Annotated in this window: 24 protein-coding genes; 13 read left to right on the top strand and 11 right to left on the bottom strand. The window is 64.1% G+C overall.

Annotated elements, in window-relative coordinates:
- Window positions 1-11: 11 nt before the first annotated feature.
- Window positions 12-1,856, bottom strand: coding sequence for a dihydroxy-acid dehydratase (gene ilvD, locus RFM68_RS30615; protein ID WP_320236710.1), 1,845 nt, complete (start codon window positions 1,854-1,856; stop codon window positions 12-14).
- Between the two features lie 182 nt (window positions 1,857-2,038).
- Here ilvD and RFM68_RS30620 point away from each other — a divergent pair, with 182 nt between their 5' ends.
- From RFM68_RS30620 to RFM68_RS30630, 3 genes are all read left to right on the top strand, one after another.
- Complete coding sequence (locus tag RFM68_RS30620) at window positions 2,039-2,383, top strand: ArsR/SmtB family transcription factor (RefSeq protein WP_320236711.1); 345 nt, start codon at window positions 2,039-2,041, stop codon at window positions 2,381-2,383.
- Window positions 2,384-2,498: 115 nt separating this feature from the next.
- Window positions 2,499-3,029 carry an SRPBCC family protein gene (locus RFM68_RS30625; RefSeq protein ID WP_320236712.1) on the top strand — a complete coding sequence of 177 codons (531 nt, stop codon included), beginning with the start codon at window positions 2,499-2,501 and terminating at the stop codon, window positions 3,027-3,029.
- A 33-nt stretch (window positions 3,030-3,062) separates the two neighbouring features.
- Window positions 3,063-3,533, top strand: coding sequence for a VOC family protein (locus tag RFM68_RS30630; RefSeq protein WP_320236713.1), 471 nt, complete (start codon window positions 3,063-3,065; stop codon window positions 3,531-3,533).
- A gap of 91 nt (window positions 3,534-3,624) precedes the next feature.
- Here RFM68_RS30630 and RFM68_RS30635 read toward each other — a convergent pair whose 3' ends face one another.
- The 3 genes from RFM68_RS30635 to RFM68_RS30645 all read right to left on the bottom strand — a co-directional run bounded on the left by RFM68_RS30635 (window position 3,625) and on the right by RFM68_RS30645 (window position 6,822).
- The gene (locus tag RFM68_RS30635; protein ID WP_320236714.1) at window positions 3,625-5,217 is read right to left on the bottom strand and encodes a peptide chain release factor 3; all 1,593 of its coding nucleotides are present in this window, start codon (window positions 5,215-5,217) and stop codon (window positions 3,625-3,627) included.
- A gap of 97 nt (window positions 5,218-5,314) precedes the next feature.
- Window positions 5,315-6,220 carry a haloalkane dehalogenase gene (locus tag RFM68_RS30640; protein ID WP_320236752.1) on the bottom strand — a complete coding sequence of 302 codons (906 nt, stop codon included), beginning with the start codon at window positions 6,218-6,220 and terminating at the stop codon, window positions 5,315-5,317.
- 14 nt (window positions 6,221-6,234) lie between these two features.
- Window positions 6,235-6,822, bottom strand: coding sequence for a TetR/AcrR family transcriptional regulator (locus RFM68_RS30645; protein ID WP_320236715.1), 588 nt, complete (start codon window positions 6,820-6,822; stop codon window positions 6,235-6,237).
- A 99-nt stretch (window positions 6,823-6,921) separates the two neighbouring features.
- Between RFM68_RS30645 and RFM68_RS30650 the strand changes: the two genes are divergently transcribed.
- On the top strand, window positions 6,922-8,001 hold the full coding sequence (locus RFM68_RS30650) for an NAD(P)/FAD-dependent oxidoreductase (protein ID WP_430694980.1): 1,080 nt from the start codon (window positions 6,922-6,924) through the stop codon (window positions 7,999-8,001).
- Here the strand turns inward: RFM68_RS30650 and RFM68_RS30655 are convergent.
- The 3 genes from RFM68_RS30655 to RFM68_RS30665 all read right to left on the bottom strand — a co-directional run bounded on the left by RFM68_RS30655 (window position 7,995) and on the right by RFM68_RS30665 (window position 10,555).
- Window positions 7,995-9,368, bottom strand: coding sequence for an amidase (locus RFM68_RS30655; protein WP_320236717.1), 1,374 nt, complete (start codon window positions 9,366-9,368; stop codon window positions 7,995-7,997). The two genes, RFM68_RS30650 and RFM68_RS30655, sit on opposite strands and share 7 nt — an antisense overlap.
- Window positions 9,369-9,483: 115 nt before the next feature.
- The gene (locus RFM68_RS30660; protein WP_320236718.1) at window positions 9,484-10,284 is read right to left on the bottom strand and encodes a class II glutamine amidotransferase; all 801 of its coding nucleotides are present in this window, start codon (window positions 10,282-10,284) and stop codon (window positions 9,484-9,486) included.
- Between the two features lie 16 nt (window positions 10,285-10,300).
- Window positions 10,301-10,555, bottom strand: a complete 255-nt coding sequence (locus RFM68_RS30665; RefSeq protein ID WP_320236719.1) for a DUF6356 family protein — start codon at window positions 10,553-10,555, stop codon at window positions 10,301-10,303.
- A gap of 115 nt (window positions 10,556-10,670) precedes the next feature.
- On the opposite strand from RFM68_RS30665, the gene RFM68_RS30670 reads away from it, so the two are divergent.
- From RFM68_RS30670 to RFM68_RS30690, 5 genes are all read left to right on the top strand, one after another.
- A complete protein-coding gene (locus RFM68_RS30670) occupies window positions 10,671-11,141 on the top strand; it encodes an Lrp/AsnC family transcriptional regulator (RefSeq protein WP_320236720.1) in 471 nt (156 codons plus the stop codon).
- Between the two features lie 372 nt (window positions 11,142-11,513).
- Window positions 11,514-11,999, top strand: a complete 486-nt coding sequence (gene dut, locus RFM68_RS30675) for a dUTP diphosphatase (protein ID WP_320236721.1) — start codon at window positions 11,514-11,516, stop codon at window positions 11,997-11,999.
- Between the two features lie 6 nt (window positions 12,000-12,005).
- On the top strand, window positions 12,006-12,665 hold the full coding sequence (locus RFM68_RS30680) for an HAD family hydrolase (RefSeq protein ID WP_320236722.1): 660 nt from the start codon (window positions 12,006-12,008) through the stop codon (window positions 12,663-12,665).
- Between the two features lie 37 nt (window positions 12,666-12,702).
- Window positions 12,703-12,975, top strand: coding sequence for a hypothetical protein (locus tag RFM68_RS30685; RefSeq protein WP_320236723.1), 273 nt, complete (start codon window positions 12,703-12,705; stop codon window positions 12,973-12,975).
- Between the two features lie 78 nt (window positions 12,976-13,053).
- The gene (locus RFM68_RS30690; protein ID WP_320236724.1) at window positions 13,054-13,860 is read left to right on the top strand and encodes an isocitrate lyase/PEP mutase family protein; all 807 of its coding nucleotides are present in this window, start codon (window positions 13,054-13,056) and stop codon (window positions 13,858-13,860) included.
- 79 nt (window positions 13,861-13,939) lie between these two features.
- Here RFM68_RS30690 and RFM68_RS30695 read toward each other — a convergent pair whose 3' ends face one another.
- Window positions 13,940-14,635, bottom strand: coding sequence for a sulfate transporter family protein (locus tag RFM68_RS30695; RefSeq protein ID WP_320236725.1), 696 nt, complete (start codon window positions 14,633-14,635; stop codon window positions 13,940-13,942).
- Window positions 14,636-14,780: 145 nt separating this feature from the next.
- Window positions 14,781-15,683, bottom strand: a complete 903-nt coding sequence (locus tag RFM68_RS30700; RefSeq protein WP_320236726.1) for a DMT family transporter — start codon at window positions 15,681-15,683, stop codon at window positions 14,781-14,783.
- Window positions 15,684-15,961: 278 nt separating this feature from the next.
- Between RFM68_RS30700 and RFM68_RS30705 the strand changes: the two genes are divergently transcribed.
- The 3 genes from RFM68_RS30705 (at window position 15,962) to RFM68_RS30715 (ending at window position 19,426) form a co-directional block, all read left to right on the top strand.
- Window positions 15,962-16,954, top strand: a complete 993-nt coding sequence (locus RFM68_RS30705; protein WP_320236727.1) for an adenosine kinase — start codon at window positions 15,962-15,964, stop codon at window positions 16,952-16,954.
- A 177-nt stretch (window positions 16,955-17,131) separates the two neighbouring features.
- Window positions 17,132-17,914 carry an MbcA/ParS/Xre antitoxin family protein gene (locus RFM68_RS30710; RefSeq protein WP_320236728.1) on the top strand — a complete coding sequence of 261 codons (783 nt, stop codon included), beginning with the start codon at window positions 17,132-17,134 and terminating at the stop codon, window positions 17,912-17,914.
- 381 nt (window positions 17,915-18,295) lie between these two features.
- Window positions 18,296-19,426, top strand: coding sequence for a porin (locus RFM68_RS30715; RefSeq protein ID WP_320236729.1), 1,131 nt, complete (start codon window positions 18,296-18,298; stop codon window positions 19,424-19,426).
- Between the two features lie 83 nt (window positions 19,427-19,509).
- Here the strand turns inward: RFM68_RS30715 and RFM68_RS30720 are convergent, their stop codons facing one another.
- Window positions 19,510-21,789 carry an NADP-dependent malic enzyme gene (locus RFM68_RS30720; protein WP_320236730.1) on the bottom strand — a complete coding sequence of 760 codons (2,280 nt, stop codon included), beginning with the start codon at window positions 21,787-21,789 and terminating at the stop codon, window positions 19,510-19,512.
- A 102-nt stretch (window positions 21,790-21,891) separates the two neighbouring features.
- The gene (locus tag RFM68_RS30725; RefSeq protein WP_320236731.1) at window positions 21,892-23,073 is read right to left on the bottom strand and encodes a glycosyltransferase; all 1,182 of its coding nucleotides are present in this window, start codon (window positions 23,071-23,073) and stop codon (window positions 21,892-21,894) included.
- Window positions 23,074-23,304: 231 nt separating this feature from the next.
- Between RFM68_RS30725 and mutS the strand changes: the two genes are divergently transcribed.
- Window positions 23,305-25,968: a DNA mismatch repair protein MutS gene (gene mutS, locus RFM68_RS30730; RefSeq protein ID WP_320236753.1), complete on the top strand. Its 2,664-nt coding sequence runs from the start codon at window positions 23,305-23,307 to the stop codon at window positions 25,966-25,968.
- The last annotated feature ends 35 nt before the right edge of the window (window positions 25,969-26,003 follow it).

The following is a 26,003-nucleotide window of genomic DNA, read 5'->3' on the forward strand; positions in this document are numbered from 1 at the left end:
GGAAAGCGCTCCTACTCCGGCATTTTCCTCACCGCGCCTTTGTCGGCGCTGGTGGCGAAGGCGGCGTAAGCGCGCAGTGCGGTCGTCACCTTGCGCTTGCGCTTTTCCGCCGGCTTCCAGGCGTCGGCGCCCTTAGCAGCCATCGCCTTGCGGCGAGCATCGAGCTCGGCCTCGCTGACCGCTAGATGGATCTTGCGGTTGGGGATGTCGATCTCGATCGTGTCGCCTTCCTGGACGAGGCCGATCAGCCCGCCTTCGGCGGCTTCCGGCGAGACATGGCCGATCGACAGACCCGACGTGCCGCCGGAGAAGCGGCCGTCGGTGATCAGCGCGCAAGCTTTGCCAAGGCCTTTCGACTTCAGATAGCTGGTCGGATAGAGCATCTCCTGCATGCCAGGGCCACCGCGCGGCCCCTCATAGCGGATGACGACGATGTCGCCGGCCTTGATCTCGTTGCCGAGGATCGCCTTGACGCTGGCGTCCTGACTCTCAAACACCCGCGCGGGGCCTGTGAATTTCAGGATCGACTCGTCGACGCCGGCCGTCTTCACGATGCAGCCGTCGAGCGCCAGATTGCCCTTCAGCACGGCGAGGCCGCCATCCTTGGAGAACGGCGTCTTTGCCGAGCGGATGACACCCGTCTCGCGGTTCGTGTCGAGATCGTCCCAGCGGCGGTCCTGGCTGAAGGCGACCTGGGTCGGAACACCGCCAGGCGCGGCGCGGAAGAAGTCGCGCACGTTTTCGGCCGAGGTGCGCGAAATATCCCAATGGTCGAGCGCCTCGCCGAGGGTTGCGGTATGCACTGTCGGCAGGTCGCGATTGATCAGCCCGGCCTCGTCGAGCTGGCCGAGGATGGCCATGATGCCGCCGGCGCGGTGGACGTCCTCCATGTGCACGTCCGACTTGGCCGGCGCCACCTTGCACAGCACCGGCACTTTGCGCGACAGCCGGTCGATGTCTTCCATGGTGAAGTCGACCTCACCCTCATGCGCGGCCGCAAGGACGTGCAGCACGGTATTGGTCGAGCCACCCATGGCGATGTCGAGCGTCATGGCGTTCTCGAAGGCGCCCTTCGAAGCGATGCTGCGCGGCAACGCGCTTTCGTCGTCTTGCTCGTAATAGCGCTGGGCGAGATCGACGGCGAGGTGGCCGGCCTCGACGAACAGGCGCTTGCGGTCGGCATGGGTAGCCAAGGTCGAACCGTTGCCGGGCAGCGACAGACCCAGTGCCTCGGTCAGGCAGTTCATCGAATTGGCGGTGAACATGCCGGAGCAGGAGCCGCAGGTCGGGCAGGCCGAACGCTCGATGACCTTCACGTCCTCGTCGGAGATCTTGTCGTCGGCGGCCGCGACCATGGCGTCGACCAGGTCGAGCGCCTGCGCCTTGCCGGCCAGCACCACCTTGCCGGCCTCCATCGGTCCGCCGGAGACGAAGACGGTCGGGATGTTGAGGCGCAGCGAGGCCATCAGCATGCCGGGGGTGATCTTGTCGCAATTGGAGATGCAGACCATGGCATCGGCGCAATGCGCGTTGACCATGTATTCGACGGAGTCGGCGATCAGCTCGCGCGACGGCAACGAATAGAGCATGCCGTCATGGCCCATGGCGATGCCGTCATCGACGGCGATGGTGTTGAATTCCTTGGCAACGCCGCCGGCCTTCTCGATCTCGCGCGCGACGAGCTGGCCGAGGTCCTTCAGATGCACATGGCCCGGCACGAACTGGGTGAAGGAGTTGACCACCGCGATGATCGGCTTGCCGAAATCACTATCCTTCATGCCGGTGGCGCGCCACAGGCCACGGGCGCCGGCCATGTTGCGGCCATGGGTGGTGGTGCGGGAACGATAGGCAGGCATCTGATTGTCCTTGCTGGCTGTCCGCCCTGAGCGTGGCGGACGGCGCTGTATCTTAGTCGGCAGCGGTTATAGCGACCATGATCCGGCGTTGCCATAGTTTTGCGCTGCGCCAAGAAGCTGATTGACCAGCAGCGTCGATTGCAATATAGCCACTTAGGTATATATCCAACTGGCTATCTAATATGAATCAGCTCGACACCACTTTCGCAGCGCTTTCCGACCCGACGCGGCGCGCCATCCTCGCCCGGCTCACCGATGGGGAGGCCTCGGTGATGGAACTTGCGGAGCCGTTCGCGATGAGCCAGCCGTCGATCTCGAAACATCTCAAGGTGCTCGAGAATGCGGGGCTGATCTCGCGCGGTCGCGACGCGCAGCGCAGGCCATGCCGGCTCGAAGTGAAGCCGCTGGCCGAAGCTACCGAGTGGCTGGAGCGCTATCGCAAGATCTGGGAAGGCAATTTTCAGCGGCTCGATGCCTTGCTGGGTGCCCTGCAGGCCAGCAAGAACCCAGGCGAGGCGGAACAATAGCCGATGCCGGACGTATCCGGCCTATGGCGTGGCCCGATCAGAAAAACAGCAGTCGTGTCGGACCGACGCCTGGCCGGACGTCCTTGGGTCAAGCAAGCACAAAAGAGGACATTCGATGAGCACCACGAGATTGCCAGGCCCAACCGTCGCGACGCTGACCGTCACAACACCTAGCGATCGCAAGGTTCGCGTAACGCGCGTCTTCGACGCGCCGCGCCCGATGGTGTTCGATTGCTGGACCGTTCCGGAGCTGCTGAAGGGCTGGCTGCACGGGCCGGACGGCTGGCGATTGGATGTGTGCGAGATCGAGCTCCGGGTGGGCGGGTCGGCGCGCTATGTCTGGCGCCATCGTGACGGCCAGGCAATGGGCATGAGCGCCACCTATCGCGAGATCGTGAGGCCGAGCCTGATCGTGGCCAGCGAGTTGTTCGACGAGGACTGGACCGGCGGCGAGGCGCTTGGAACCGTGGTCTTCGCCGAGGTCGACGGCAAGACGCTACTGACACAGACGATCCTCTACGCGTCGCAAGCGGCGCGCGACGGCGTGCTCGCCACCGGCATGACCTCGGGCATGGCTGACAGTTACGCCAAGTTGGATGCCTATCTCGCTTCCCTTCAGGACACCGCCGCCAGGGGCGCCGCCTGACCCTTCCCTAAGAGAGCATAAAGGAGAGAAACGATGCAGAAGATCACCACCTTCCTGTGGTTCGATACCCAGGCCGAAGACGCGATGAACCACTACATCTCCATCTTCAAGAATTCGAAGGTGCTGAGCGTGACGCGCTGGCCCAAGGGCCATGCCCAGGAGGGCAATGTGCTGGTCGCCTCATTCGAGCTCGACGGCGTGACCTTCCAGGCTCTGAACGGAGGCCCGCAATACAAGTTCACCGAGGCGATCTCGCTGTCGATCGACTGCAAAACGCAAGTCGAGGTCGATCATTTCTGGACGCGGCTTACCGAAGGCGGCGGCGAGCCCGGGCCTTGCGGCTGGCTGAAGGACAGGTTCGGTGTCTCCTGGCAGGTCGTGCCGGAACAGCTGCCGCGCCTGCTTCAGGACCCCGACCGGGCCAAAGCCGGCCGTGTCATGGATGCCATGATGAAGATGGGCAAGATCGAGATCGATAAGCTCGAGGCTGCGGCGAAGGGGTGATCATGAATTAGTAGTAATTAGTGAGTAGTGAGTAGTGAGTTCACTACTGACTACTGACTACTGACTACTGACTACTGACTACTCACTATAATCACGCCGCCTTGTCGCGGACCTGATAGTCCTTGACCGCAGTGAAGCGGATCGCTTTCCAGCGCTCTGCCTCGTAGTTCAGCGAGAAGGCGTGCTGGGCGAGGAACACCGGATCGTTGTCGAGATCGCGGGCGATATCGCCGCGATGCGCTTCGATGAAGCGCTGCACCTCCGCCTTGTCGTCGGCCGAGATCCAGCGGCAAACCGAGAAGCGCGACATCTCGAAATCCACCGGCAGCGTGTATTCGAAGTTCAGCCGCTCCTTGAGCACGTCGAGCTGCAGGGCGCCGACGACCCCGACGATGGCCGGCGAGCCGTCCTCGGGCGAGAACAGCTGCACGACGCCTTCCTCGGCCATCTGGTGCAGCGCTTCCTTCAGCTTCTTGGCCTTCATAGCGTCGCCGAGCCGCACACGGCGCAGGATTTCCGGGGCGAAATTCGGCACGCCGCGAAACAGGATTTCCTCGCCCTCGGTCAGCGTGTCGCCGATGCGCAGCGTGCCGTGGTTGGGAATGCCGACAACGTCGCCGGCAAAAGCCTCGTCGGCGGTGACACGGGTACGGGCGAAGAAGAACTGCGGCGCCGACAGGCTCATCGGCTTGCCGGTGCGAACGAGCTTGGCCTTCATGCCACGCTCCAGCTTGCCGGAACAGACGCGCACGAAAGCGATGCGGTCGCGATGGTTGGGGTCCATGTTGGCCTGTATCTTGAAGACGAAGGAGGTCATCTTCTCCTCGGTCGCCTCCACCGTTCGGGTATCGGCATCCTGCGCGCGCGGCGGCGGGCCGTAGGCGCCGAGCGCTTCGATCAGGTCGCGCACGCCGTAATTGCGCAGCGCCGAGCCGAAGTAGACCGGCGTCAGATGGCCTTCGCGAAAAGCGTCGATGTCGAGCGGGCGGCAGGCCTCGCGCGCCAACTCCAATTCCTCGATGAAGGCCTCGCGCTCGTTTTCGGGCAACAGGCCGGCGACGCGGTTGGAATCGGGACCGTTGACCGGCGTGCGTTCTTTCTCCGCATCGCCCTTGCGCACGGCGTTGAGCGCCAAATGATAGGTCCCGGAAAAGTTCTTGCCGCGGCCGATCGGCCAAGTGACGGGGGCAGTGTCCAGCGCCAGCTTCTGCTCGATCTCGTCGAGTATCTCGAACGGATCGCGGCTCTCGCGGTCCATCTTGTTGACGAAGGTGATGATCGGGATGTCGCGCAGCCGGCAGACCTCGAACAGCTTCAGCGTGCGCGGCTCGATGCCCTTGGCGGCGTCGATGACCATGACGGCGGAGTCCACCGCCGACAGCGTGCGATAGGTGTCGTCGGCGAAGTCTTCGTGGCCGGGCGTGTCGAGCAGGTTGAAGACATTGTCCTCATATTCGAAGGTCATCACCGAGGTGACGACCGAAATGCCGCGCTCGCGCTCGATCTTCATCCAGTCGGACCGGGTCTGGATGCGGTCTTTCTTGGCCTTGACCTCGCCGGCAAGCTGGATGGCGCCGCCGAACAAAAGCAGCTTTTCGGTCAGCGTGGTCTTGCCGGCGTCGGGGTGCGCGATGATCGCGAACGTGCGGCGGCGCGATACCTCTTCAGATATTGTTTCGGGCATTTCTTCCAGGAGTTCCGTGTGACAGGCGGCGCTTCTACCAGCGCGGCGCCGGCCTGTCGACATGGGGCGGGCATTGCTGCGTACCCGCGGCTCCGGTTCAAGCCGGTTCGGCCGCGCTTTCAGCCCAAGCGATTTGCGGCAACCAGCCGGCAATGGCCTTGCCGATCGCATCGGGGTGGTCTTCCTGCAGATAATGGGCGCCCGGCCCCAGATCGATGAAGCGGCAGTTCTTCAGTCCTGCCGCGAATTCCTGTGCCGCCTGCGCTGAAATCAGAGCGCCGGGATCGCCGGCGAACAGCAGTTTTGGATAGGAGGAAAGCCGCAGCGCGCGGTGATCGTGCTCGGTGATCGCGGCGACATCGGCCGGCTGGCCTTCGATCGGCAACTCCCGCGGCAGGCGCAGCACCGGCTTGCGCGACTGCGGTGTCGGGAAAGGCGCCCGGTAAGCGGCCATCTCCTCCTCGCTCATCGGCCGTAAGACGGATGCGGGCAGTATCTTCTCGACGAAGATATTGTCCTCAAGCACCAGCTTCTCGCCGGCACCCGGCGTGCGCAATGCCTTGAAGAGCTCGCGCGCCTGCGGACGCTGATGGAAATCCTCCCAGCGCTCGAAAGGCCGGATAAACTCCATGAAGGCAAGGCCGAGAATGCGCCGCGGTCGTCGCGCCGCAAGATGAAACGCAAGTGCCGTGCCCCAGTCCTGGGCGACGATCGCCAGGTCCTTGATGTCGAGCGCCTCGATGAAGGCGTCGAGATAACGGACCTGATCGAAGAAACGATAGTCGATGTCCGGCTTGCCCGACTGGCCGTAGCCGGTCAGATCGGGCGCAATGCAGCGGCCAAACGGTGCGACATGCGGAATGATGTTGCGCCAGATGTAGGAGGAGGTCGGGTTGCCGTGCAGGAACAGCACGGCCGGGCCCGACGTGCCGGCCTCCAGATAGGACATCGTTGAATCAAGCACGGCAACCTCGACGCGCCGCAGCTCTTCTTTATCGGTCATCGGATTCATCGGACTCACTCCCTCGCGAACACGGTGCTGAAGATGATTTTCTTGAAACGCTCGAGCGGCTCGGGACTGCGCTCAACCTTCATGCGCAGCATGGCCCCCTGCCAGGACGACAGCAGGAAATCGGCAAGGTCCTCCGCATCGATGGCCCTGGTTATCTCGCCCGCCGCCTGCCCCTCGGCGATGCAGGCCGCGAATGGCTGGCGCCAGCGCTCGAAAATGTCGACCAGCCTGAACCGGAGCGGCTCGCTGTGAACAGCCGTCTCAAGGCTGAGATTGCCGATCATGCAGCCGCGCGCCCAGTCATGCGCTTCGAGCTTCGAGGTGATGACGTCGAGATAGCGGCGAAGCCGGCCTGCCGGCGGCGTGCCGTCACGCGTCAGCGCGTTTTCCACCAACCCGCTGACATAAGCGAAGTAGCGTTCCAGCACCTCGCCGGCGAATTCTTCCTTGGAGGCAAAATGGTTGGTGAAGGAGCCCGGCCGGGCGCCGGCCGCAGCGACGATGTCGCGGACGCCGGCTGCGGCATAGCCGGAATTCCAGATGGTCCGGAAGCCGGCTTCGAGGAGGTTTTCGCGGAGTGATTGCCTAGCCATTACGGTATAATACGTACGTACGTATTTAAGTCAAGAGCCAAGTTTGCGTTGGCAAAATCTCCTGCAAATGGCAGGTGGAGGGACCTCACCAGGAACAGGATGGAGAACAGGGTGGCGAAGCAAGTTGTCGTCGTCGGCGCCGGCATCATCGGAGCGTCGATCGCCTGGCACCTGGCGAAGGCCGGGGCGCGGGTGACGGTCATTTCGGAAAGCGGCGCCGGCGGTGTCGCCACACCCAATTCCTTTGCCTGGATCAATGCCAGCTGGGGTAACCCGGAAGTCTACTTCCAGCTGCGCATCCGCGCCATGGCCGAATGGAAAAGGCTGGCGAAGGACGTGCCCGGGCTGCCGCTCGCCTGGTGCGGCGGCCTCTGCTTCGACCTGCCGCCGGACAGGCTCGAAGCCTATGCGGCTGAACACTCGTCTTGGGGCTATGGCATCGAACGGGTCGACGCCAAGCGTGCGGGGCAAATCGAACCCAACCTTGTCGAGCCGCCTGATCTCGCTCTCTACGTCGCGGAGGAAGGCGTGGCCGAACCAGCCGCAACCGCCAGGGTGCTGCTTATGGATGCCGAGCGGCTCGGCGCGCGGGTGATCCTTGGCGCCGTCAACAGGCTGACCCTATCGGGTGGCAAAGTGACCGGCGTGGTCGCTTCGGGCGAAACCATCGGCGCCGAAGAGGTGGTCGTCGCGGCCGGTGCCGGCGCCCCCGCCATTGCCGCGACAGCCGGCATCAAATTGCCGATCAAGACCCCGCCTGGTCTCATCGTGCACTCCCACCCCTACCGGAGATTGCTCAACGGGCTGGTGCACGCAGAGAAACTGCATATGCGCCAGACGGCGGAGGGCCGCATCATCGCCGGCTCGGATTTCGCCGGCGGCGATCCGGGCGAGAACCCGGAAGCCACCGCGCGCGACTTGTTCGCGGTCATGAAGGAAGCCTTGCAATGCGCTGACGGACTGGAGCTCGATTTCCACACCGTCGGCTACCGGCCGACACCGGCCGACGGCTTTCCGATCGTCAGCCGCGCGGAGGGCGTCGGCGGCCTCTACATCGCCGTCATGCATTCGGGCATCACGCTGGCGCCGGCCGTCGGCCTGTTTGCCACCCGCGAAATCCTCGACGGCGAGAGCGACGGGCTGCTCAAGCCTTACGCCCTGTCGCGCTTCGCTCAGTAGCCCGGCGGTCGGAGAAAACCGCCGGTGAGCGGGGCGATCGCCGCCGCTATGCCGAACAGCCGCGCTTCCGACCAATGCCGGCCGACGAGTTGCAGGCCGATCGGCATGCCATTGCTGTCCCGGCCATAAGGGATCGCAACCGCCGGATGGCCGGAATAGTTGAACACCGCGCCATGAGCCGGCAGCATCCAATAGCTTTCGTCCTTGCCGTTGACCTTGAGCGGGCTGCCGGGCTTGCAATGCGCAAAGGCTGTCGTCATGGCGACGGGACAGAGCAAGGCGTCGCAGCTTTCGAAGAAGCGCTCCCAGGCATGGATCGAGCGGTCGCGGCGGGCAAGCGCAGCGAACCACTTCGACACCGGCGCCTGCTGCTCCGGCGCTTCCGGCTGGGCGGCCTCGAGCATCATGCCGATCAGCTTGCCGCCCTCCGACAAATCGTCACGCAGATCGAGCTTCGGCAATTTCGCGTCCTCGACGCGCGCGCCGGCCGACGTGAGTTGCGTAGCCAGTTTCTCTACGGCGGCGCTGATCTCGGCAGCCACCGGAAAGCCTGGGAAAACACCGGCGAAGGCGATGCGCAGCGATTCCACCGCAAGCTTCGGCATCGTCTCCACGGGCACGGGCGGCAAATCGGTGTCCGCTCCGTCCGGCCCGGCGATGATCCGATAGATCAGCGCCAAGTCCTCGGCGTTGCGCGCCAGCGGGCCGACGCAGGACATCAGCCGCACGCTGCGTGGCGCATCGCCCGGATTGGGGAAAGCCCCGGCCAGCGAGACGCGATGCTCGGTTGTCTTGAGGCCGTAGACACCGCAGAAGGCGGCAGGCAGGCGGATTGAATCCTGCATGTCGGTGCCGACATCGAAGGGTGTCATGCCGGTGGCGACGGCGGCTGCAGCGCCGCCGCTGGAGCCGCCCGCTGTGCGCGACAGATCCCACGGATTACCGGTGCGTCCGAACAACGGGTTGTCCGACTGCCAGTCACCCAGCATGGTGGCGACATTCGTTTTGCCGATCAGCACACCGCCGGCTGCTTTCATTCGAGAGACGACAGGACTGTCCTGTCTCGCCACATGGTCGGCGAAGGGCGGAAAGCCGGCAGTCGTCTTCATGCCCGCCGTCTCATGCGCGTCCTTCAGGGTGAAAGGCACGCCATGCAGCGGCCCGAGCGTGTCACCTCGGGCCTGTGCCGCATCGGCTTGTCGGGCGCGTTCGCGTGCTCCGTCCCGGTCGAGGATGACGACGGCGTTCACCGCTTCATTGTGCTGGTCGACCTGCGCCAGATGCGCGTCGAGCGCCTCGACAGCCGAGATTTTGCGGGCCGCGATCGCGGTGGCCAGTTCGATGGTGGAGGAGAAGGCTAGGTCCATGGCGGAGACTCCGGCTGTTGCCGCTCGCTACGAAGATGGCGGATCGCGAGACGGCTTCAAGCCGAATTCAGCACCGGGAGGACGGCTGCGCTTGATCGAAATTGCGCCGAGGGGTTCAGCCCGCCAGCGCCAGCGGGACCGCCACCGGCGCGAACGGACGGATGCTGGTGCCGTCCCTCGTCATGGTGACGAAGCTCGACGGCGAGATCGCCTGCCATTCGCCGCCGTCGCGGTCGAAGGGTTCGGAAACAATGCAATGGCCGGCACGCCTGGCAAAGGCGCCGGTATAGAGCGTCGGCGCGTGGTCGTCGGTGGCATAGCGCACGGCGTACAGCGCCTCGCCGTCCGAGAACGCCGCCGTCAGTTTCAGCGCAGGCTCGATGCCGGCGCGGCGCGCGGCCTCGACGACGCGGCCCGCCGCCCGAGACACCGCGCCCTGCGGATCGGCCGCCAGTCCCTGGTCGATCATCAGGAGGAAAAAGAGCTCGGAATCGGTGGTGCCTTCACGCTGGTCGAAGACCTCGTCGGAAAGCGCGTTCTCCAGCGCGCGGCGGATCTTTTCGAAGCCGCCGATCTGGCCGTTATGCATGAACGACCAGCGGCCGGAGATGAAGGGATGGCAGTTCATGCGGCTGGTGGCGCCGCCGGTCGAGGCGCGCACATGGGCGAGGAACAGGCCCGATTTGATCTGCCGGCACAGGCTTTTCAGATTGGGGTCGGACCAGGCCGGCAGGATGTCGCGATAAAGGCCGGGCTCGGGCCGGTCGCCATACCAGGCAAGGCCGAAGCCGTCGCCATTGGTCGGCGACTTGGCTTCCTGGGCGCAGTGGCTCTGGGCAATCAGCGAGTGGCAAGGCGCGGTGATGATGTCTTCGAGGAAGACCGCTTCACCAAGATAGGCCGCCCACCGGCACATCGCTTTCCACCATTTATCAGGCGCGATCCATCAGAGCCGCCGGCTCCTTGACCGCATGTGAGCCTCTGTTGTGCGTGCGCTCATAGAGTTCGCGAACAATTCGGCTCGCCGTAGTTTCGAACAGAAACGGCAAGAAAGCGTGAACGAGCGCGGCACCTGCGGCCATCGACAGGCGAGAACAGAACCAGGCAGCGAAGGCCATGTGGCCGAAATAGGTCTCGCCGACCTTCTCCGGATGAGAGGTGAACAGTGCCGTAAACCGTGTCGTCATGGTGATCCCTCCTGCCGGGACAAGCCCCGATATTGAGTATCGTGCCACGGCGCCTTGGTTCATTGATCCCAAATTGTCCTTGCTTTTGGCATGTTCATGGGACATTCATCCCAACATGACGATAGAAATCGATGAGATTGATCGAAGATTGCTAGCGGAGCTGCAACGCGACGGCACGCTTTCGGTCGACCAGTTGTCGGAGCGGGTGGCGCTGTCGCGCAACGCCTGCTGGCGGCGCGTCAAGCGGCTGGAGGAGGATGGCGTCATCACCGGGCGCGTCGCGCTGGTCGATGCCGACAAACTCGGACTCGGCCTGTCCGTTTTCATCCTGATCCGCACGTCGAACCATGACCCGGACTGGCTGCTGAAGTTCCGAGCCGCGGTGACCGGCTTTGCCGAGATCACCGGCGCCTATCGCATGTCGGGCGACCTCGACTATGTGCTGAGAGCCCGCGTCGCCGACGTCAAAGCCTATGACCGGCTCTACCAGCGGCTGATCGCCAAAGTGGCGCTGTCGGATGTCTCGGCATCCTTTGTCATGGAGGAGATCAAGGAGACGACCGTGGTGCCGGTGGAATTGCGCTAGATTGGCCGAAACCTACCAACTTCGTCATCCCTGGGCGAAGCAGGAGCGAAGCTCCGTCGCGGAGACCCTGGGATCCATTCCGTGACCTCAGCCAAGGAGTGCAGCCGAGCAGAATTCTGGACCGTTGCTACGCTCGTATGTCACGGAATGGATCCTCGGGTCTGCGCCGCGTCGCTTCGCTCCTGCTCCGCCCGTGGATGACGAAGCGATGAGCGTTCTCGCCAATCGTCAAGTAAGCATTCCACCAGCGCAACAATCTTATCGAAACGTCTACGCTGGAAAGCGAAGTCATCGTGACGCCTCAAAGAAAGCCTTGGATAGCGTCACGGTCGAGTTGACCGAATCGGCATTCGCGCCGATAGGAATGGGCTCATGCGCACCGCTGTCTATCCTTCCTCCGTCATCGGCCCCGCCGTCGGTTTCGTCAGGCTTCCGCATGGCGAAGGCCTGCCTCTGCCGGCCTATGAGAGCGCCGGCGCCGCCGGCATGGATTTGCGCGCCGCCGTGCCGGAAGACCGGCCCGTGCTGATCTTGCCGGGAAAACGCGCGTTGGTGCCGACCGGGCTCGTCCTGGAAATCCCAGAAGGCATGGAGGGCCAGGTGCGGCCACGCTCGGGCCTTGCCTTCAAGCATGGCCTCACCGTGCTTAACACGCCCGGCACCGTCGACAGCGACTATCGCGGCGAGGTGAAGGTGCTGCTGGTCAATCTCGGCGACGAGGATTTCTCCGTGACGCGCGGCATGCGCATTGCCCAGATCGTCTTTGCGGCCGTGACCCAGGTTTCGGTCGAGGAAAGAGCGCTGGCCGGCGGCACGGCCCGCGGCGCCGGCGGGTTCGGGTCGACCGGTACCGCTTGATATAAGATGCAAGTTCCAAAGCTGGTCATCTTCGACTGCGACGGGGTTCTGGTCGATACCGAGAATCTTGCCAATCGACGCCTCGCCGAATGGCTGACCGCCGCCGGTTTTACGACCAGCTTCGAATATTGCCGCAAGCATTTTTCCGGCCGCAGCATGGTTTCGGTGCAAAAAGAGATCGAAGAGACGACAAAGGTCCGGCTCGGCGCCGACTTCGTCGAGCGCTGGAATGCCGGCCTGCCGGATCTCTTCGCACATGGCGTCGAGGCGATCCCTCATGTGCGCGAGTTCGTCGAAGCAGTCCGCGCGGCCGGCATCGCCTATTGCGTCGCCTCCTCGGCGCGGGCCTCGAAGATGCACATCACGCTCGGCCAGACCGGGCTTTTGCCGCTGTTCGAGCATGCCATGTTTTCCGCCACCATGGTCAGCCGCGGCAAACCCTTCCCGGATCTCTTCCTCCACGCGGCAGAAACGATGGGTTTCGCGCCCCCCGACTGCATCGTCATCGAGGACAGCGTCGCGGGAACTCGAGCCGGCATCGCCGCCGGCATGCGGGTGTTCTCCTACTACGCCGATCCGCTTTCCGACCGCGATGGCCTGGCGGCGGCCGGCGGCATCCTATTCGACGACATGCGCGAACTGGCAGAGTTGGTGCCGATCCGTTGATCGCACCCGGCGCAACGACAAGTTCGAGCTGATCGACATGATCTACACGTTCGATGAAAGGCTGTGTGCCTACAGCCGCAAGCAGGACATAGCGTTCCATACCATTGCGGGCGGCCAGCCCCATGCAGCCATCAAGGTCACGGTGACCGACGCCATGGTGCCAAGCGAGGAAAGCTGCGACGATGCGCCGCCCGAGGCGGCGTCGAAGGATATCTCCGTCACCTACCATTGGAACAATAAAGCGTCGCGCTACATGGCGGATTCAGACGCCCTCAAACGTTTGTCAGCAGACAACGAGAAACGCTTCTGAACCAACCGCATTCGTTTGCCCGAGCCGGGCGACCGCGATAAATTCCCCGCAAGACACTTCTCATGATTGAGGACCGCCATGGACAAGGGCAAGATTTTTCGCGACCTGCATGCCTCCACCTTCGTCATACCCAACCCCTGGGATGTCGGCACCACCAAGCTTCTGGCCTCGTTCGGTTTCAAGGCGCTGGCCACGACTAGCGCCGGCTTCGCCTTCTCGCGCGGCTTGCCGGACGGCGCCGTGACCTTCGACGCCATGATCCACCATTGCCGCGAGGTGACCGCGGCAACCGACCTGCCTGTTTCGGCCGATCTCGAACGCGGCAAGGGCGACAGCGCCGAACAGGCGGCCGAAACCATCTTCGCTGCCGAAGCCGCCGGCCTTGCCGGCTGCTCGATCGAGGACCACACCGGCGACCCGGCCGATCCGATCTACGATTTCTCGCATGCCGTCGAACGCGTCGCTGCCGCCGTCGAGGCGGCCCGGGCGCTCAAGCACGATTTCGTCTTCACCGCGCGGGCCGAGAATTTCCTGTGGGGCAAGACCGACCTCGACGACACCATCAAGCGGCTGCAGGCCTTCGAGAAGGCCGGCGCCGACGTGCTTTATGCGCCGGGCATCAGCGACGTCGAAATGGTGCGCACGATCTGCTCGTCGGTGGGCCGGCCGGTCAATGTGATGGCCCGACCCGGCTTCACCACCGCCGACCTTGCCATGGCCGGGGTGAAGCGTATCTCGCTCGGACCGTGGCTGACCAATTTCGCCTATGGCATGCTGGAGACGGCGGCGCGCGAGATCCAGCAGGACGGTACCTTCGGCTTCACCCGCGCGGCGATGCCGTTCGGCAAGCTGCAGGCGCTGTTCCGTGGCGGCGGCACCGAGTAGGTGCTGGACGCAATTCCGGACGGAAGGCTACGGCGAAGGCGCCGGGCCTGGATCGTCCAACACTTTTCCTGGAATTGCTCTAAACCGGCTCCCGCGCCGCAACCGCCTTGTGCAGATGCACCATCATTGCGGCAGCGAAAAGCGGCGTCAGAAGGTTGAGCAGCGGCACGGCGAGGAAGACGGCGATGACCAGTCCGGCCAGGAACACCGTGCCGGCATATTTGCGGCGCAGCGCCTTGGCCTCCACCTCCGGGCGAAAACGCATGGCGGCGAACTCGAAGAATTCCCGGCCGAGCAGATAGCCGTTGACGACGAAGAAGGCGGCAATGTTGATGCCCGGCACCAGAAGCAGCAGCAGCGCGACGATGTTGCCGAGGACGACCACGCCGAAGAATTTGATCGCCAGCACAAGCGAATGCAGTGCCGGCAGGGCGCGGCCGGGCGGGTCGTTGGGGTAGTCGGTACGTTCGACCACTTCGGCGACATCGTCGAGGAACAGGCCGGCGACGATCGCCGTCACCGGCGCGATTAGTAAAGCCATACCCACAGCCAGAACGATGCCGGCAACGATGCCGCCCAGCCATCCGGCCCAGGACGGCAGACCGGGGAGCAGCGTCTGCAGCCACGGCCAGGCCAGCCATTCGAGCAGGCTCTCCAGGCCGAGCCAGAGCGCCACCAAAGCGAGCAGCGTCAGCCCCAGCGTCTTCAGGAAAACGGAGCGGAATTCGGGCGAGAACAGCCGGCTGGCGGCGGCGCGGGCGGCGTCTGGGATCACGGCAGGTCCAGGCTCTCATCGAGAAACGACGCTTCGCAGATAGGCTGGCTTGATTCCAGGCGCAACTGAAGCGCGTCGCATCGACACGCTTTGGGCTTTGTCATGTCGTTCTCCCAACCGCTGCGCACTTCTGGGCGACACGGTATTATTGCACAAGCCGTGCCTGCCTGGCCGGAATGGTCATGGCCGCGACGCCGGCGACGACGAAGGCCATGCCGAGCCAGGCCGTCGGCCCGAGGCTTTCGCCGAGGAAAACGGCGCCGATGCCGACGCCGATCGGCACGCGCAGATAGGCTTGCGAGGTGGTGCCGACCGAGCCCAGCGTGTGGATGAGCCGGAAGAAGATCGAGAAGGCGATCGCGGTGGAGAAGACCGAGAGTCCGAAGAGAGCCAAGATCGATGCCGTCGACGGCGTCAATGTCCAGGGCCGGTCGAAGACGAGACTCAAGGGAATCAGGATCGCGGCGCCGCAGATCATCGACCCGGCCGCCGGCACCATCGGATCCAGCCCCCTGAAGTTTCGGCCGAAGATGGCGGCGCCCGCATAGCAGATGGTGGCGGCGACCACCGCAAGCTGCGCCCAGAGCTGATGGCCGATGCTGCCAAGAGCCTCGGCGCCGACGATGAGGCAAATGCCTGCGATGCCGGCGCCGACGCCGACCAGCTTTCGCACCGTCACCGGCTCGTGGCGGGTGATCAGCGCCGTCAGCAGGAAGGTGAAGATCGGCGATGTCGCGTTCAGGATCGTCGCAAGACCGGCGTCGATCGAGCGCTCGGCAGCGGCAATCAGCGTGAACGGGATGACGCTGTTGAGGCAGGCCTGGAACATGAAGCGGCGCCAGTTGACTGTGTCCCGCGGCATGGCAAGGCCGCGCCAGCGGATGAGGCCAAGCAGAATGCCGCCGGCAATCAGCGTGCGTCCAGCGATGAAGGTCACCGGCGGGATTGTCTCGACGCCGATCTTGATGAACGTGTAGGAGGCACCCCAAAGCACAGCCAACACGGCCAGCAGCGCCAGCTCGGTCGTCATGTCGGTCTTCTCGGACATTTTTGTTTCGTGCCTTCAGCCTGTTGCCGGAAACGATCCGCTTCTAGCGCATGGCACAGCGGAAATATTTCGATGACGATGAAACCATAGCCGTGAGCGCCGCGACTGTTGTGGGCCAGTTCGACGCGAACACTGCCGCAGCCGGCGAACAATCTGGGCCAAGGTCGGCGCGAAGCAAACCGGCGCCGATTTTCGGGGTAGGCAAAGCGGCTGCTAGCCGCTAGACCCGCGCCCGGCCGGCATGCCAGATAGCCGGGTGGTCATTGGCGGAGATTTCGATGCCGGAATATGACGTGCTTTGCATCGGCAATGCCATTGTCGACATCATCGCGCAGTGCGACGAGGCTTTTCTCGAGACCAACGGCATCATCAAGGGCGCGATGAATCTCATCGACGCCAGGCGCGCCGAATTGCTCTACAGCCGCATGGGACCGGCGATCGAGGCTTCCGGCGGCAGCGCCGGCAACACCGCGGCCGGTGTCGCCAGTCTCGGCGGACGGGCCGCCTTCTTCGGCAAGGTGTCGAACGACGCGCTCGGCGAAATCTACACGCATGATATCCAGGCCCAGGGCGTGGCCTTCGATACCGGGCCGCTCGAGGGCGAACCGCCGACGGCGCGCTCGATGATCTTCGTCACTCCCGACGGCGAGCGTTCGATGAACACCTATCTCGGCGCCTGCGTCGAGCTTGGCCCCGAGGATGTCGAGGCCGACAAGGCCGCCGGCGCCAAGGTGACCTATTTCGAGGGTTACCTGTGGGATCCGCCGCGCGCCAAGGAAGCCATCCGCCAGACGGCGAAGCTGGCGCACGCGGCCGGCCGCGAAGTGTCGATGACACTGTCGGATTCCTTTTGCGTCGACCGCTATCGCGACGAGTTCCTCGAACTGATGCGTTCGGGCACCGTCGACATCGTTTTTGCCAACAGCCACGAGATCAAGTCGCTCTACCAGACCGCTTCCTTCGAGGAGGCGCTCGCCGCCATCCGCAAGGATTGCAGGATCGCCGCCGTCACCCGTTCCGAAAAAGGCTCGGTCATCGTGCGCGGCGACGAGACCGTCACCATCGAGGCGACGAAGATCAAGGAACTGGTGGACACGACCGGCGCCGGCGATCTCTATGCCGCCGGCTTCCTTTACGGCTACACCAGCGGACGCAGCCTCAAGGATTGCGGCGACCTCGGCTCATTGGCCGCCGGGCTGGTGATCCAGCAGATCGGCCCGCGTCCGCGCCAGAGTTTGCGCCGGGAGGCCGAGCAGGTGGGGTTGCTTTAAGCGTAGAACACAGTACCGCAGCGTCATCGCGAGCAGGCTCCAAATTGGCCTCTCTGTCGCTCCCCTGTCACAGAGCGCTTCTACACGCAGGATGAGGCGTTCCGCGACTGACATTTCGGTGCGCCAAACCAGGGGTGTGAAGATGCAAGCCAGCAACCTGCCGGGCTGCGGCGTCCGTTGTCGCCGCAATTTTTGCGTTCCGCGATAGAATTTCAGCAACAGCCTGCGCAAGGGGAGAAGCGCGGGCCACAAGACGAACGCATGACCAGATTTCAGACCCCGCCCGAGGGGATTTCGCAAGAGACCCTGGCACGCCTGGTGACCGAGGCTGTGCAGCAGGCATTGATGCAGCATGGTGTCCTGCTGGACGCCCAAGCCCTGGTTTCGGCCAGTGCGCTCGCCGGCAGCGTGGCGGCCGCTCTTCCCTTCCTGCCGCAGGCGCAGCGCCTTGCAATCGATTCGTTCAAGGGCGATCGGACCGCGCTTGTCTCCGAATTCTTCCGTACGATGTCGGGCAGAATCGCGAGCGAAGGTTCGGCGATGTCCGATCAGGTCTCCGGACGCATGCCGCTGGAGCCGGGAAGGCTTCAGAATATCGCAGAACGCGCCGCCGATCTCCAGTCGATGCTGATCGAAGATTGGGCCGGCGAGGTCGCCGGATCGACCTATCTGGAAGAGAAGCTGCGTATTCCGCGTTCGACGCTGCATCGCTGGCAAAGGCGCGGCGAGGTCGTTGCCCTGCGCAAGGGCGGCCGCAAGCACGTTTTCCCGCTGGCCCAATTCGTCGATGGCAGGCCGGTTCCAGGCATAAGCGACGTGATGTCGGCGATCACCAATCCGAGGCTGGCCTGGTTTTGGTTGACCCGGCCCTCGCCCGAGCTCGGCGGCCGCGTCCCCATCGAGATGTTGCGGAAAGACTTGGTCGAGGACGTGCTCCGCGCCGCCCGCACCCTATCCTGACCCCGCGTCTCCCGGTGTCGATTTTTCCACGTTTATCCGCACTTTTAGAAATCTATTCGGGCAAACTTCCTGTCATAAAACTGTAATAATCGGCACATCTGGCACATTTTACAGCTTTTCTGACGTTTCGATTGTACGCAACGTTCAGAATGTCCCATCTTTGCAGATATGTGACGTGATATTTGGGCAACAAGACTTTCAGAAGATTCAAAAAGCCGCCATTCCGACACAATCTCTGTTGTGCGATACCGTCGATTAAGCCATGTCCAAAGCGAAGAAGCGGCGCCGGTGCGCGTGCTTTTTCAACGATGGGGACGGGGGTGGCAAAAGCCGAACGGCATGTCAGGCCTGTCTTGAACCTTTGACTGGAGATTCAAGAAAATGAACATCAAGAGCCTTCTTCTCGGCTCCGCTGCGGCCCTGATCGCAGTTTCGGGCGCCCGCGCCGCCGACGCGGTGACGATCGCCGAGCCGGAACCGGCCGAATACGTCAAGATCTGCGACGTCTATGGCGCTGGCTACTTCTACATCCCCGGCACCGAGACCTGCCTGCGCATCGGTGGCTACGTCCGCTATGACGCAGGCGTGGGCGATGTCGGCTCGTTCGACGGTCGCACGGCCACCGATCACGAGGACGGTGACGCCCAGGACTCCTGGAAGAAGAACGCCCGCTTTAACCTGAAGACCTGGACCGGCCAGGAAACCGAACTCGGCACATTGAAGACCTATACCGAGACCAAATTCAACTTTCCGAATGGCGGTGCCACGTCTGTTTCGCTGAGCTTCGCCTGGATCCAGCTTGGCGGCCTGCGCGTCGGTAAGGACGAAACGCCTTACGACCAGTTCATCGGCTATGCCGGCAATGTCATCCAGGACACGATCATCCCATACGGCATGAAGGACACCAACGTCGTCAGCTACTACTTCGACGCTGGCAGCGGATTCTCGGGCGTGATCTCGCTCGAAGAAGGCTCCGACACTACCGGCTCCACCGCCATTCACGGCACCATCGACAGCTACGTTCCCAACGTCGTCGGCGGCTTGAAGTACAAGGGCGACTGGGGCGCGATCACCGGCGTCGTCGCTTATGACAGCTCCTATGAGGAAGTGGCCGGCAAGGTTCGCCTCGACGTCAACGTCACCAAGGAACTGTCGCTGTTCATTATGGGCGGCTACGGCACCGACGACAATCTCAGCGACGCGAGCTGGGCAATTCCGGCCGGTGGCCGCGGCTTCTACAAGCCTTGGGGCGGCAACTGGGCAGTCTGGGGTGGCGGCACCTACAAGTTCACCGACAAGGCGGCTTTCAACCTCCAGGTTTCGGCTGACGACGCCAAAAACGCCGTCGTGGCGGCAAACGTAGCCTATACGATCGTTCCCGGCTTCACGATCACGACCGAAGTCGACTATGTCCACGACGGCAAGTTCAGCGATGCCGACGATTTCAACTTTGCCAAGGCCGACAAGAAGAACAGCTGGGGCGGCATCGTCCGCTTCCAGCGCTCGTTCTGATCGAAGCTGCGAGCTCACAAGGAAAGGCCCGCGGCAAATTGCTGCGGGCCTTTTTGTTGTTCGAGTTGAACGTCGAAAGACCGTCAATTCCCCGCCGTATAGGCCGCGATCGCCGCCATGTTGACGATGTCTGAGTCCTTGGCGTTCAACGAGACGATCTGGACCGGCTTGTTCAAGCCGACCAGCAGCGGGCCGATGACGGTCGAGCCGCCGAGTTCCTGCAGCATCTTGGTCGAGATCGAGGCCGAGTGGAACGCCGGCATGATCAGCACATTGGCCGGGCCGGTCAGCCGGATGAACGGATATTGCGCCATGGCGCGCGGGTTCAGCGCCACATCGGCCGCCATCTCGCCGTCATACTCGAAATCGACGCGGCGTTTGTCGAGGATGCGCACCGCTTCCTGGACGCGCTCTGAGCGCTCGCCCTGCGGATGGCCGAAGGTGGAGTAGGCAAGCATGGCGATCCTCGGCTCATACCCCATGCGGCGGGCAAAACCGGCCGCCTCCTCGGCGATGTCGGCGATCTGCTCGGCATTCGGCATGTCGTGCACGGCGGTGTCGGCGACCAGCACCGTCCGGCCGCGCGCGAGCACGATCGACACGCCGATGACGCGGTGGCCGGGCTTGGCGTCGATGATGCGGCGCACGTCATCGAGCGCGGTGGAATAGTTGCGGGTGACGCCGGTGACGATGCCGTCGGCATCGCCGAGCGCCACCATGCAGGCGGCGAAGTGGTTGCGGTCGTTGTTGATCAGCCGCTGGCAGTCGCGGAACAGAAAACCCTTCCGCTGCATGCGCTCGTAGAGATAGTCGGTGTAGATGCCGTTGCGGCGCGACAGCCTGGCGTTGATGATCTCGAGGCCCTGCTTGTTGAGGTCGATGCCGGCATTCCTGGCATTGTCCTTGATGACATCGTCGCGGCCGAGCAGGATCGCCGTGCCGAGCTTCTGGTTCACATAGGAGACGGCGGCGCGCATCACCTGCTCCTCCTCTCCCTCGGCGAAGACGATGCGCTTGGGCTGGCGGCGCACGCGGTCGTAGATGCGCTGCAAGGTCGAAGCGATCGGGTCGCGGCGGGCGGACAGCTCCTGCGCATAGCGGTCAAGGTCGAGGATCGGCTTGCGGGCAACGCCGGAGTCCATCGCGGCCCTGGCCACCGCCAGCGGGATCGCCGAGATCAGGCGCGGATCGAACGGCACCGGAATGATGTAGTTGGGGCCGAATTTCGGCCGGTTGCCCTGATAGGCGGCGGCGACGTCGTCCGGCACGTCCTGGCGCGCCAGCTCGGCCAGCGCCCTGGCGGCGGCGATCTTCATCTCGTCATTGATGGTTGTGGCGCGCACATCCAGCGCGCCGCGAAAGATGTAGGGGAAGCCCAGCACATTGTTGACCTGGTTCGGATAGTCGGACCGCCCGGTGGCCATGATGGCGTCGGTGCGGATCTCGGCCACCTCCTCCGGCGTGATCTCCGGATCGGGATTGGCCATGGCGAAGATGATCGGGTTCTTCGCCATCGACTGCACCATCGCAGGGGTCAACGTGCCCTTGGCCGACAGGCCGAGGAAGACGTCGGCGCCGTCCAGCGCTTCGGCGAGGCTGCGCGCCTCGGTCTTGACCGCATGCGCCGACTTCCACTGGTTCATGCCTTCGGTGCGGCCCTGGTAGACGACGCCCTTGGTGTCGCACAGGACGATGTTTTCGGGCGCGAAACCCATCGCCTTCATCAGCTCGATACAGGCGATGCCGGCGGCGCCGGCGCCATTGCAGACCATCTTGGTGGTCTTCATGTCGCGGCCAGTGATCTCCAACGCATTGATCAATCCGGCGGAAGAGATGATGGCGGTGCCGTGCTGGTCGTCATGGAAGACGGGGATGTCCATCAGTTCGCGCAGCCGCTGCTCGATGATGAAGCATTCGGGCGCCTTGATGTCCTCGAGATTGATGCCGCCGAAGGAAGGCCCGAGGAAGCGCACGCAGTTGATGAACTCGTCGGCGTCCTCGGTGTCGACCTCTAGGTCGATCGAATCGACATCGGCGAAGCGCTTGAACAGCACGGACTTGCCTTCCATCACCGGCTTCGAGGCCAGCGCGCCGAGATTGCCGAGGCCGAGGATGGCGGTGCCGTTGGAGATGACGGCGACCATGTTGCCACGCGTCGTATAGTCAAAGGCGCGGCTCGGATCCTCGGCGATGGCGCGCACCGGAACGGCGACGCCCGGCGAATAAGCGAGGCTCAGATCGCGTTGCGTCGCCATCGGCTTGGTGGCGACGATCTCCAGCTTGCCGGGCCGCCCCATGGCGTGGAATTCCAACGCCTCCTCGGGGCTGACGGAGGGGCCGCTGCTTTCGGTTTTCCTGGCCATGATGCTTTCGATTTCCTCGCCTGTGCGCACCCTTGAGGCAGGTGCGTGTTTTATGTGTCTTCGGATTAAGGCTACACGGCAGCGCTGTAAACGGCCAAGCGATCAGGCCCGGTCCGGCTCGCCGACGAGCGCGGCAATTTCCCGCACGGTGGCCCAGCGCATCAGACCCTCCGTGCCGGAGAACGGCCACGTCTCCAACGGGGGAGCGCTGCTGCCCTTGCGCCGCAAAAGCGCCGACAGGAACGCCGCGAGTTCCAGCCGCTGCGCGTGGACCTTTTCCAGCGTCCTGCCACGAATTTCCTCGCGCGGTATGGCGCGATCGCGAAGCCGGTCGACGGCGCGGCGAATGGCCGTCGGCTCCGGCTCGACGACCAGGCAATAGTCCGGATCGAAATAGACGTCGCGCCCGCCGAGGCTCGGCGTGCTGACGATCGGCAGCCCGGCCATCAGATACTCCATGCTGGAATACATCGCCCCCTCGACGGCGGACAGGCAAAGTCCGACCGCGGCCTGGTTGTAGACATGGTTGACCTCGGCGGAGGTCAGTCTGCCGGGCAGACCGTCGACCAGCGGATTGGCGATTAGGTGACGCGGCGATTGCGCCTGGAGACGGCGAATGAAGGCGCGGGCGGCCGACGGCGTCAATTCGCCGATCGAATAGGTGACGTACACCAGCCGGTCGATTTCGAACGCAAGATAGTGGCGTTTCATCGGCGATATCCGGCCATTGTAGACGGCATCGAACTCGACCGACACGTCCGGCAGCGGCCGGAAAACCTCTTCCGATATCATCAGGTTGTGATTGGAGAACATGGCATTGCCGCCGACCCCGGCGATGAGACGACGCTCTTCCTCGTTGTTGCAGAGGAAGATGACCTCATGAAGGGGAAAACGCGCTGCGTACCAGGCAAGATCGCGGCCGATCTGGGCAACGATGGCCGGCCTCTCCATCGTCCACATCGGCATCAGCAGGAAGGTGGCGCGCCGCGCGGCAAGGCGCCGGCCAATGGCCGCCAGCGGATGCAGGGGACGGGGTCCGCCGACCGGCATATAGAGCACCAGCGGATCGCGGCTGAATATGTGAGCCGACATCTCGATGCCGCCGTCGAGGTCGGACAAGGGACCGCGTGCCGGCAGGATATAGGGAAAGCGCTTGCGGGCCGAAACCCTCAGCTTGTTCGCGGTTCGGTGGGCGCGACGCGTCGCCAGCAGCCATAGGCGTTCGACGGTCGACCCGACCGGGCCAACCATCTCATCGAAAGTCTCCTGCCTGTCCTGATCCACCTAAGTTCCCGCCGCCCTTGCCCCACGAGAACCATAGAGCGCCACGCCGGCCCGGCGCAACATGGCTCCGTCGCGGCAGGCCGTCGCCAGTCTTCCCCTGCTTTTCGCGCCGCCGGCATTAAACCGGGCTGCCACTTCTGCTAGCGTTCGGGCATGAACATGCACTTGCCGACAGATACCGACGCCCAGGAGACGACGACCCCGGCGCCCGCCGCGGGCGGCGTCACGCCGATGATGGAGCAGTTCATCGAGATCAAGGCGGCCAACCCGGATTCGCTTCTGTTCTACCGCATGGGCGATTTCTACGAGCTGTTCTTCGACGACGCCGAAAAGGCAAGCCAGGCGCTCGGCATCGTCTTGACCAAGCGGGGCAAACACCAGGGCCAGGATATCCCGATGTGCGGCGTGCCGGTGCATGCCGCGGACGACTATCTGCAGAAGCTTATCGCTCAGGGCTTCCGCGTTGCCGTCTGCGAGCAGATCGAGGATCCGGCCGAGGCCAAGAAACGCGGGTCCAAATCGGTGGTGCGCCGCGACGTGATGCGGCTGGTGACGCCAGGCACCATCACCGAGGACAAGCTGCTTGCGCCCTCGGAATCGAGCTTCCTGATGGCGCTCGGTCGCGTGAAAGGTGGCGGCGCCGCGACCAGCCAGGCCGGCTTTGCCCTGGCCTGGATCGACATTTCGACCGGTGCCTTCCGTGTCGCCGAGACGACGGCGGAGCGACTGCTTGCCGACATTTTTCGCGTCGATCCGCGCGAGTTGATCGTCGCCGAGCCGGTTTTCCACGATCCGGAGCTCAGGCCCGTATTCGACGTGCTGGGCCGGGTCGCCAGCCCGCAGCCGCCTTCGCTATTCGATTCTGCCTCGGCCACGGGCCGCATCGCGCGCTTCTTCGAGGTGGCGACGCCGGACAGTTTCGGCACGTTCTCGCGCGCAGAGCTGTCGGCGATCTCCGGCACTATTGCCTATGTCGAAAAGACGCAGAAGGCCGAGCGCCCGCCCTTGTCGCGCCCCGAGCGCGAGGAGCAGGGCTCGACGCTGTTCATCGACCCGGCGACGCGGGCCAATCTGGAATTGCTGCGCACGCTGTCCGGCAGCCGCGATGGCTCGCTGTTCAAGGCGATCGACCGCACGGTGACTGGCGGCGGCGCAAGGCTGCTCGCCGACCGGTTGATGGCCCCGCTGACCGATCCTGCGGCGATCGCTGCCCGGCTGGATTCGGTCTCCTTCTTCCGTTCCGAAACGCGGCTCTGCCAGGGATTGCGGGCGAACCTCAAAAGCGTCGCCGACATGCCGAGGGCGTTGTCCAGGCTGGCGCTCAACCGCGGCGGACCGCGCGACCTGGGCGCGCTGCGCGCCGGCTTCGAGGCAGCCGGCGCGATCGCCGAATTGTTCGCGGCGGCAGCCCTGCCCGCCGAGCTGGCCGCCGCGCTTGCCGCGATCCGCGCCTTGCCCGAGGCGCTTGCCCGCCATCTCAGCGACGCGCTCGACGACGAGTTGCCGCTGATCAAGCGCGACGGCGGCTTCGTGCGCAGCGGCTATCATGCCGAACTCGACGAGATGCGGGCGTTGCGCGACGCGTCGCGAAAAGTGATCGCCGGGCTGGAGCGCTCGCTGATCGAGGAGACCGGCATCCGCTCGCTGAAAATCCGGCACAACAACGTACTGGGCTATTACATCGAGGTGACCGCCAACCACCATGGCGTGATGACCGGCAGCGATGCCGCCAAGGCGCGCTTCATCCACCGCCAGACCATGGCCAACGCCATGCGCTTCACGACGACCGAACTGGCGGAACTGGAATCGAAGATCGCCAATGCCGCTGACAAGGCGCTCGGCATCGAGCTCGCCACTTTCGACCGGCTGACTGCCGAAGTCGTGGGCGAAGCCAACAGTATCCGTGCCGGCGCCGAGGCGCTTGCCGCTCTCGATGTTTCATCCGCGCTGGCCCTGCTTTCCGAAAGCGAGGGCTGGTGCCGGCCTGTTGTCGATGCCAGCCTCGCCTTCGAGATTTCGGGCGGCCGCCATCCCGTCGTCGAGCAGGCGCTCAGACGTTCGGGCGAAGGGCCTTTCGTCGCCAATGATTGCGACCTGTCACCAGAGGGTGGCGCCAGAAACGGCGCCATCTGGCTGCTCACGGGCCCCAACATGGGCGGTAAATCGACCTTCCTGCGTCAGAACGCGTTGATCGCCATCCTTGCCCAGACCGGCTCCTTCGTGCCGGCGCAAAGCGCCCATATCGGCATCGTCGACCGGCTGTTCTCGCGCGTCGGCGCCTCGGACGATCTGGCGCGCGGCCGCTCGACCTTCATGGTCGAGATGGTCGAGACGGCGGCGATCCTCAACCAGGCCGGCGAGCGGGCATTGGTGATCCTCGACGAGATCGGCCGCGGCACCGCGACCTTCGACGGCTTGTCGATCGCCTGGGCGGCGGTGGAATACCTGCATGAGAAGAACCGCTGCCGGGCGATCTTCGCCACGCATTTCCACGAAATGACGGCGCTGGCCGGCAAGCTGTCCCGGCTTCACAACGTCACCATGCGGGTCAAGGAATGGGAAGGCGACGTCGTCTTCCTGCACGAAGTCGGCAAGGGGGCGGCCGACCGCTCCTACGGCGTGCAGGTGGCGCGGCTCGCCGGCCTGCCGGAAGCGGTGGTGGGCCGCGCCAGGCAAGTTCTCCACCAGCTCGAGGAAGGCGAGGTTTCGGGCAAGACCAACCGCCTGGTCGACGACCTGCCGCTGTTTTCGGTTGCGGTGAAGCGCGAGGCGCCGAAACCCACCAAGAGCGATGCGCTGGGCGAGGCGCTCGGCGCGATCAATCCCGACGAGATGACGCCTCGCGAGGCGCTGGAGGCGCTCTACCGGCTGAAAGGGCTGGCGACCAAGCAATAGCGTTAGCTTGCCCTTGACTCATTGTACCGCTCGGT

This window comes from Mesorhizobium montanum, from assembly GCF_033977145.1.
Lineage (GTDB): Bacteria > Pseudomonadota > Alphaproteobacteria > Rhizobiales > Rhizobiaceae > Mesorhizobium > Mesorhizobium montanum.

Coding starts and splice junctions, on each gene's coding strand:
- dut (WP_320236721.1), top strand. CDS start 11,514: ATGCGCACCGCTGTCTATCCTTCCTCCGTCATCGGCCCCGCCGTCGGT.
- mutS (WP_320236753.1), top strand. CDS start 23,305: ATGATGGAGCAGTTCATCGAGATCAAGGCGGCCAACCCGGATTCGCTT.
- RFM68_RS30680 (WP_320236722.1), top strand. CDS start 12,006: ATGCAAGTTCCAAAGCTGGTCATCTTCGACTGCGACGGGGTTCTGGTC.
- RFM68_RS30630 (WP_320236713.1), top strand. CDS start 3,063: ATGCAGAAGATCACCACCTTCCTGTGGTTCGATACCCAGGCCGAAGAC.
- RFM68_RS30635 (WP_320236714.1), bottom strand. CDS start 5,217: ATGCCCGAAACAATATCTGAAGAGGTATCGCGCCGCCGCACGTTCGCG.
- RFM68_RS30685 (WP_320236723.1), top strand. CDS start 12,703: ATGATCTACACGTTCGATGAAAGGCTGTGTGCCTACAGCCGCAAGCAG.
- RFM68_RS30720 (WP_320236730.1), bottom strand. CDS start 21,789: ATGGCCAGGAAAACCGAAAGCAGCGGCCCCTCCGTCAGCCCCGAGGAG.
- RFM68_RS30715 (WP_320236729.1), top strand. CDS start 18,296: ATGAACATCAAGAGCCTTCTTCTCGGCTCCGCTGCGGCCCTGATCGCA.
- RFM68_RS30645 (WP_320236715.1), bottom strand. CDS start 6,822: ATGGCTAGGCAATCACTCCGCGAAAACCTCCTCGAAGCCGGCTTCCGG.
- RFM68_RS30700 (WP_320236726.1), bottom strand. CDS start 15,683: ATGTCCGAGAAGACCGACATGACGACCGAGCTGGCGCTGCTGGCCGTG.
- RFM68_RS30650 (WP_430694980.1), top strand. CDS start 6,922: ATGGAGAACAGGGTGGCGAAGCAAGTTGTCGTCGTCGGCGCCGGCATC.
- RFM68_RS30665 (WP_320236719.1), bottom strand. CDS start 10,555: ATGACGACACGGTTTACGGCACTGTTCACCTCTCATCCGGAGAAGGTC.
- RFM68_RS30690 (WP_320236724.1), top strand. CDS start 13,054: ATGGACAAGGGCAAGATTTTTCGCGACCTGCATGCCTCCACCTTCGTC.
- RFM68_RS30625 (WP_320236712.1), top strand. CDS start 2,499: ATGAGCACCACGAGATTGCCAGGCCCAACCGTCGCGACGCTGACCGTC.
- ilvD (WP_320236710.1), bottom strand. CDS start 1,856: ATGCCTGCCTATCGTTCCCGCACCACCACCCATGGCCGCAACATGGCC.
- RFM68_RS30660 (WP_320236718.1), bottom strand. CDS start 10,284: ATGTGCCGGTGGGCGGCCTATCTTGGTGAAGCGGTCTTCCTCGAAGAC.
- RFM68_RS30655 (WP_320236717.1), bottom strand. CDS start 9,368: ATGGACCTAGCCTTCTCCTCCACCATCGAACTGGCCACCGCGATCGCG.
- RFM68_RS30620 (WP_320236711.1), top strand. CDS start 2,039: ATGAATCAGCTCGACACCACTTTCGCAGCGCTTTCCGACCCGACGCGG.
- RFM68_RS30705 (WP_320236727.1), top strand. CDS start 15,962: ATGCCGGAATATGACGTGCTTTGCATCGGCAATGCCATTGTCGACATC.
- RFM68_RS30640 (WP_320236752.1), bottom strand. CDS start 6,220: ATGACCGATAAAGAAGAGCTGCGGCGCGTCGAGGTTGCCGTGCTTGAT.
- RFM68_RS30670 (WP_320236720.1), top strand. CDS start 10,671: ATGACGATAGAAATCGATGAGATTGATCGAAGATTGCTAGCGGAGCTG.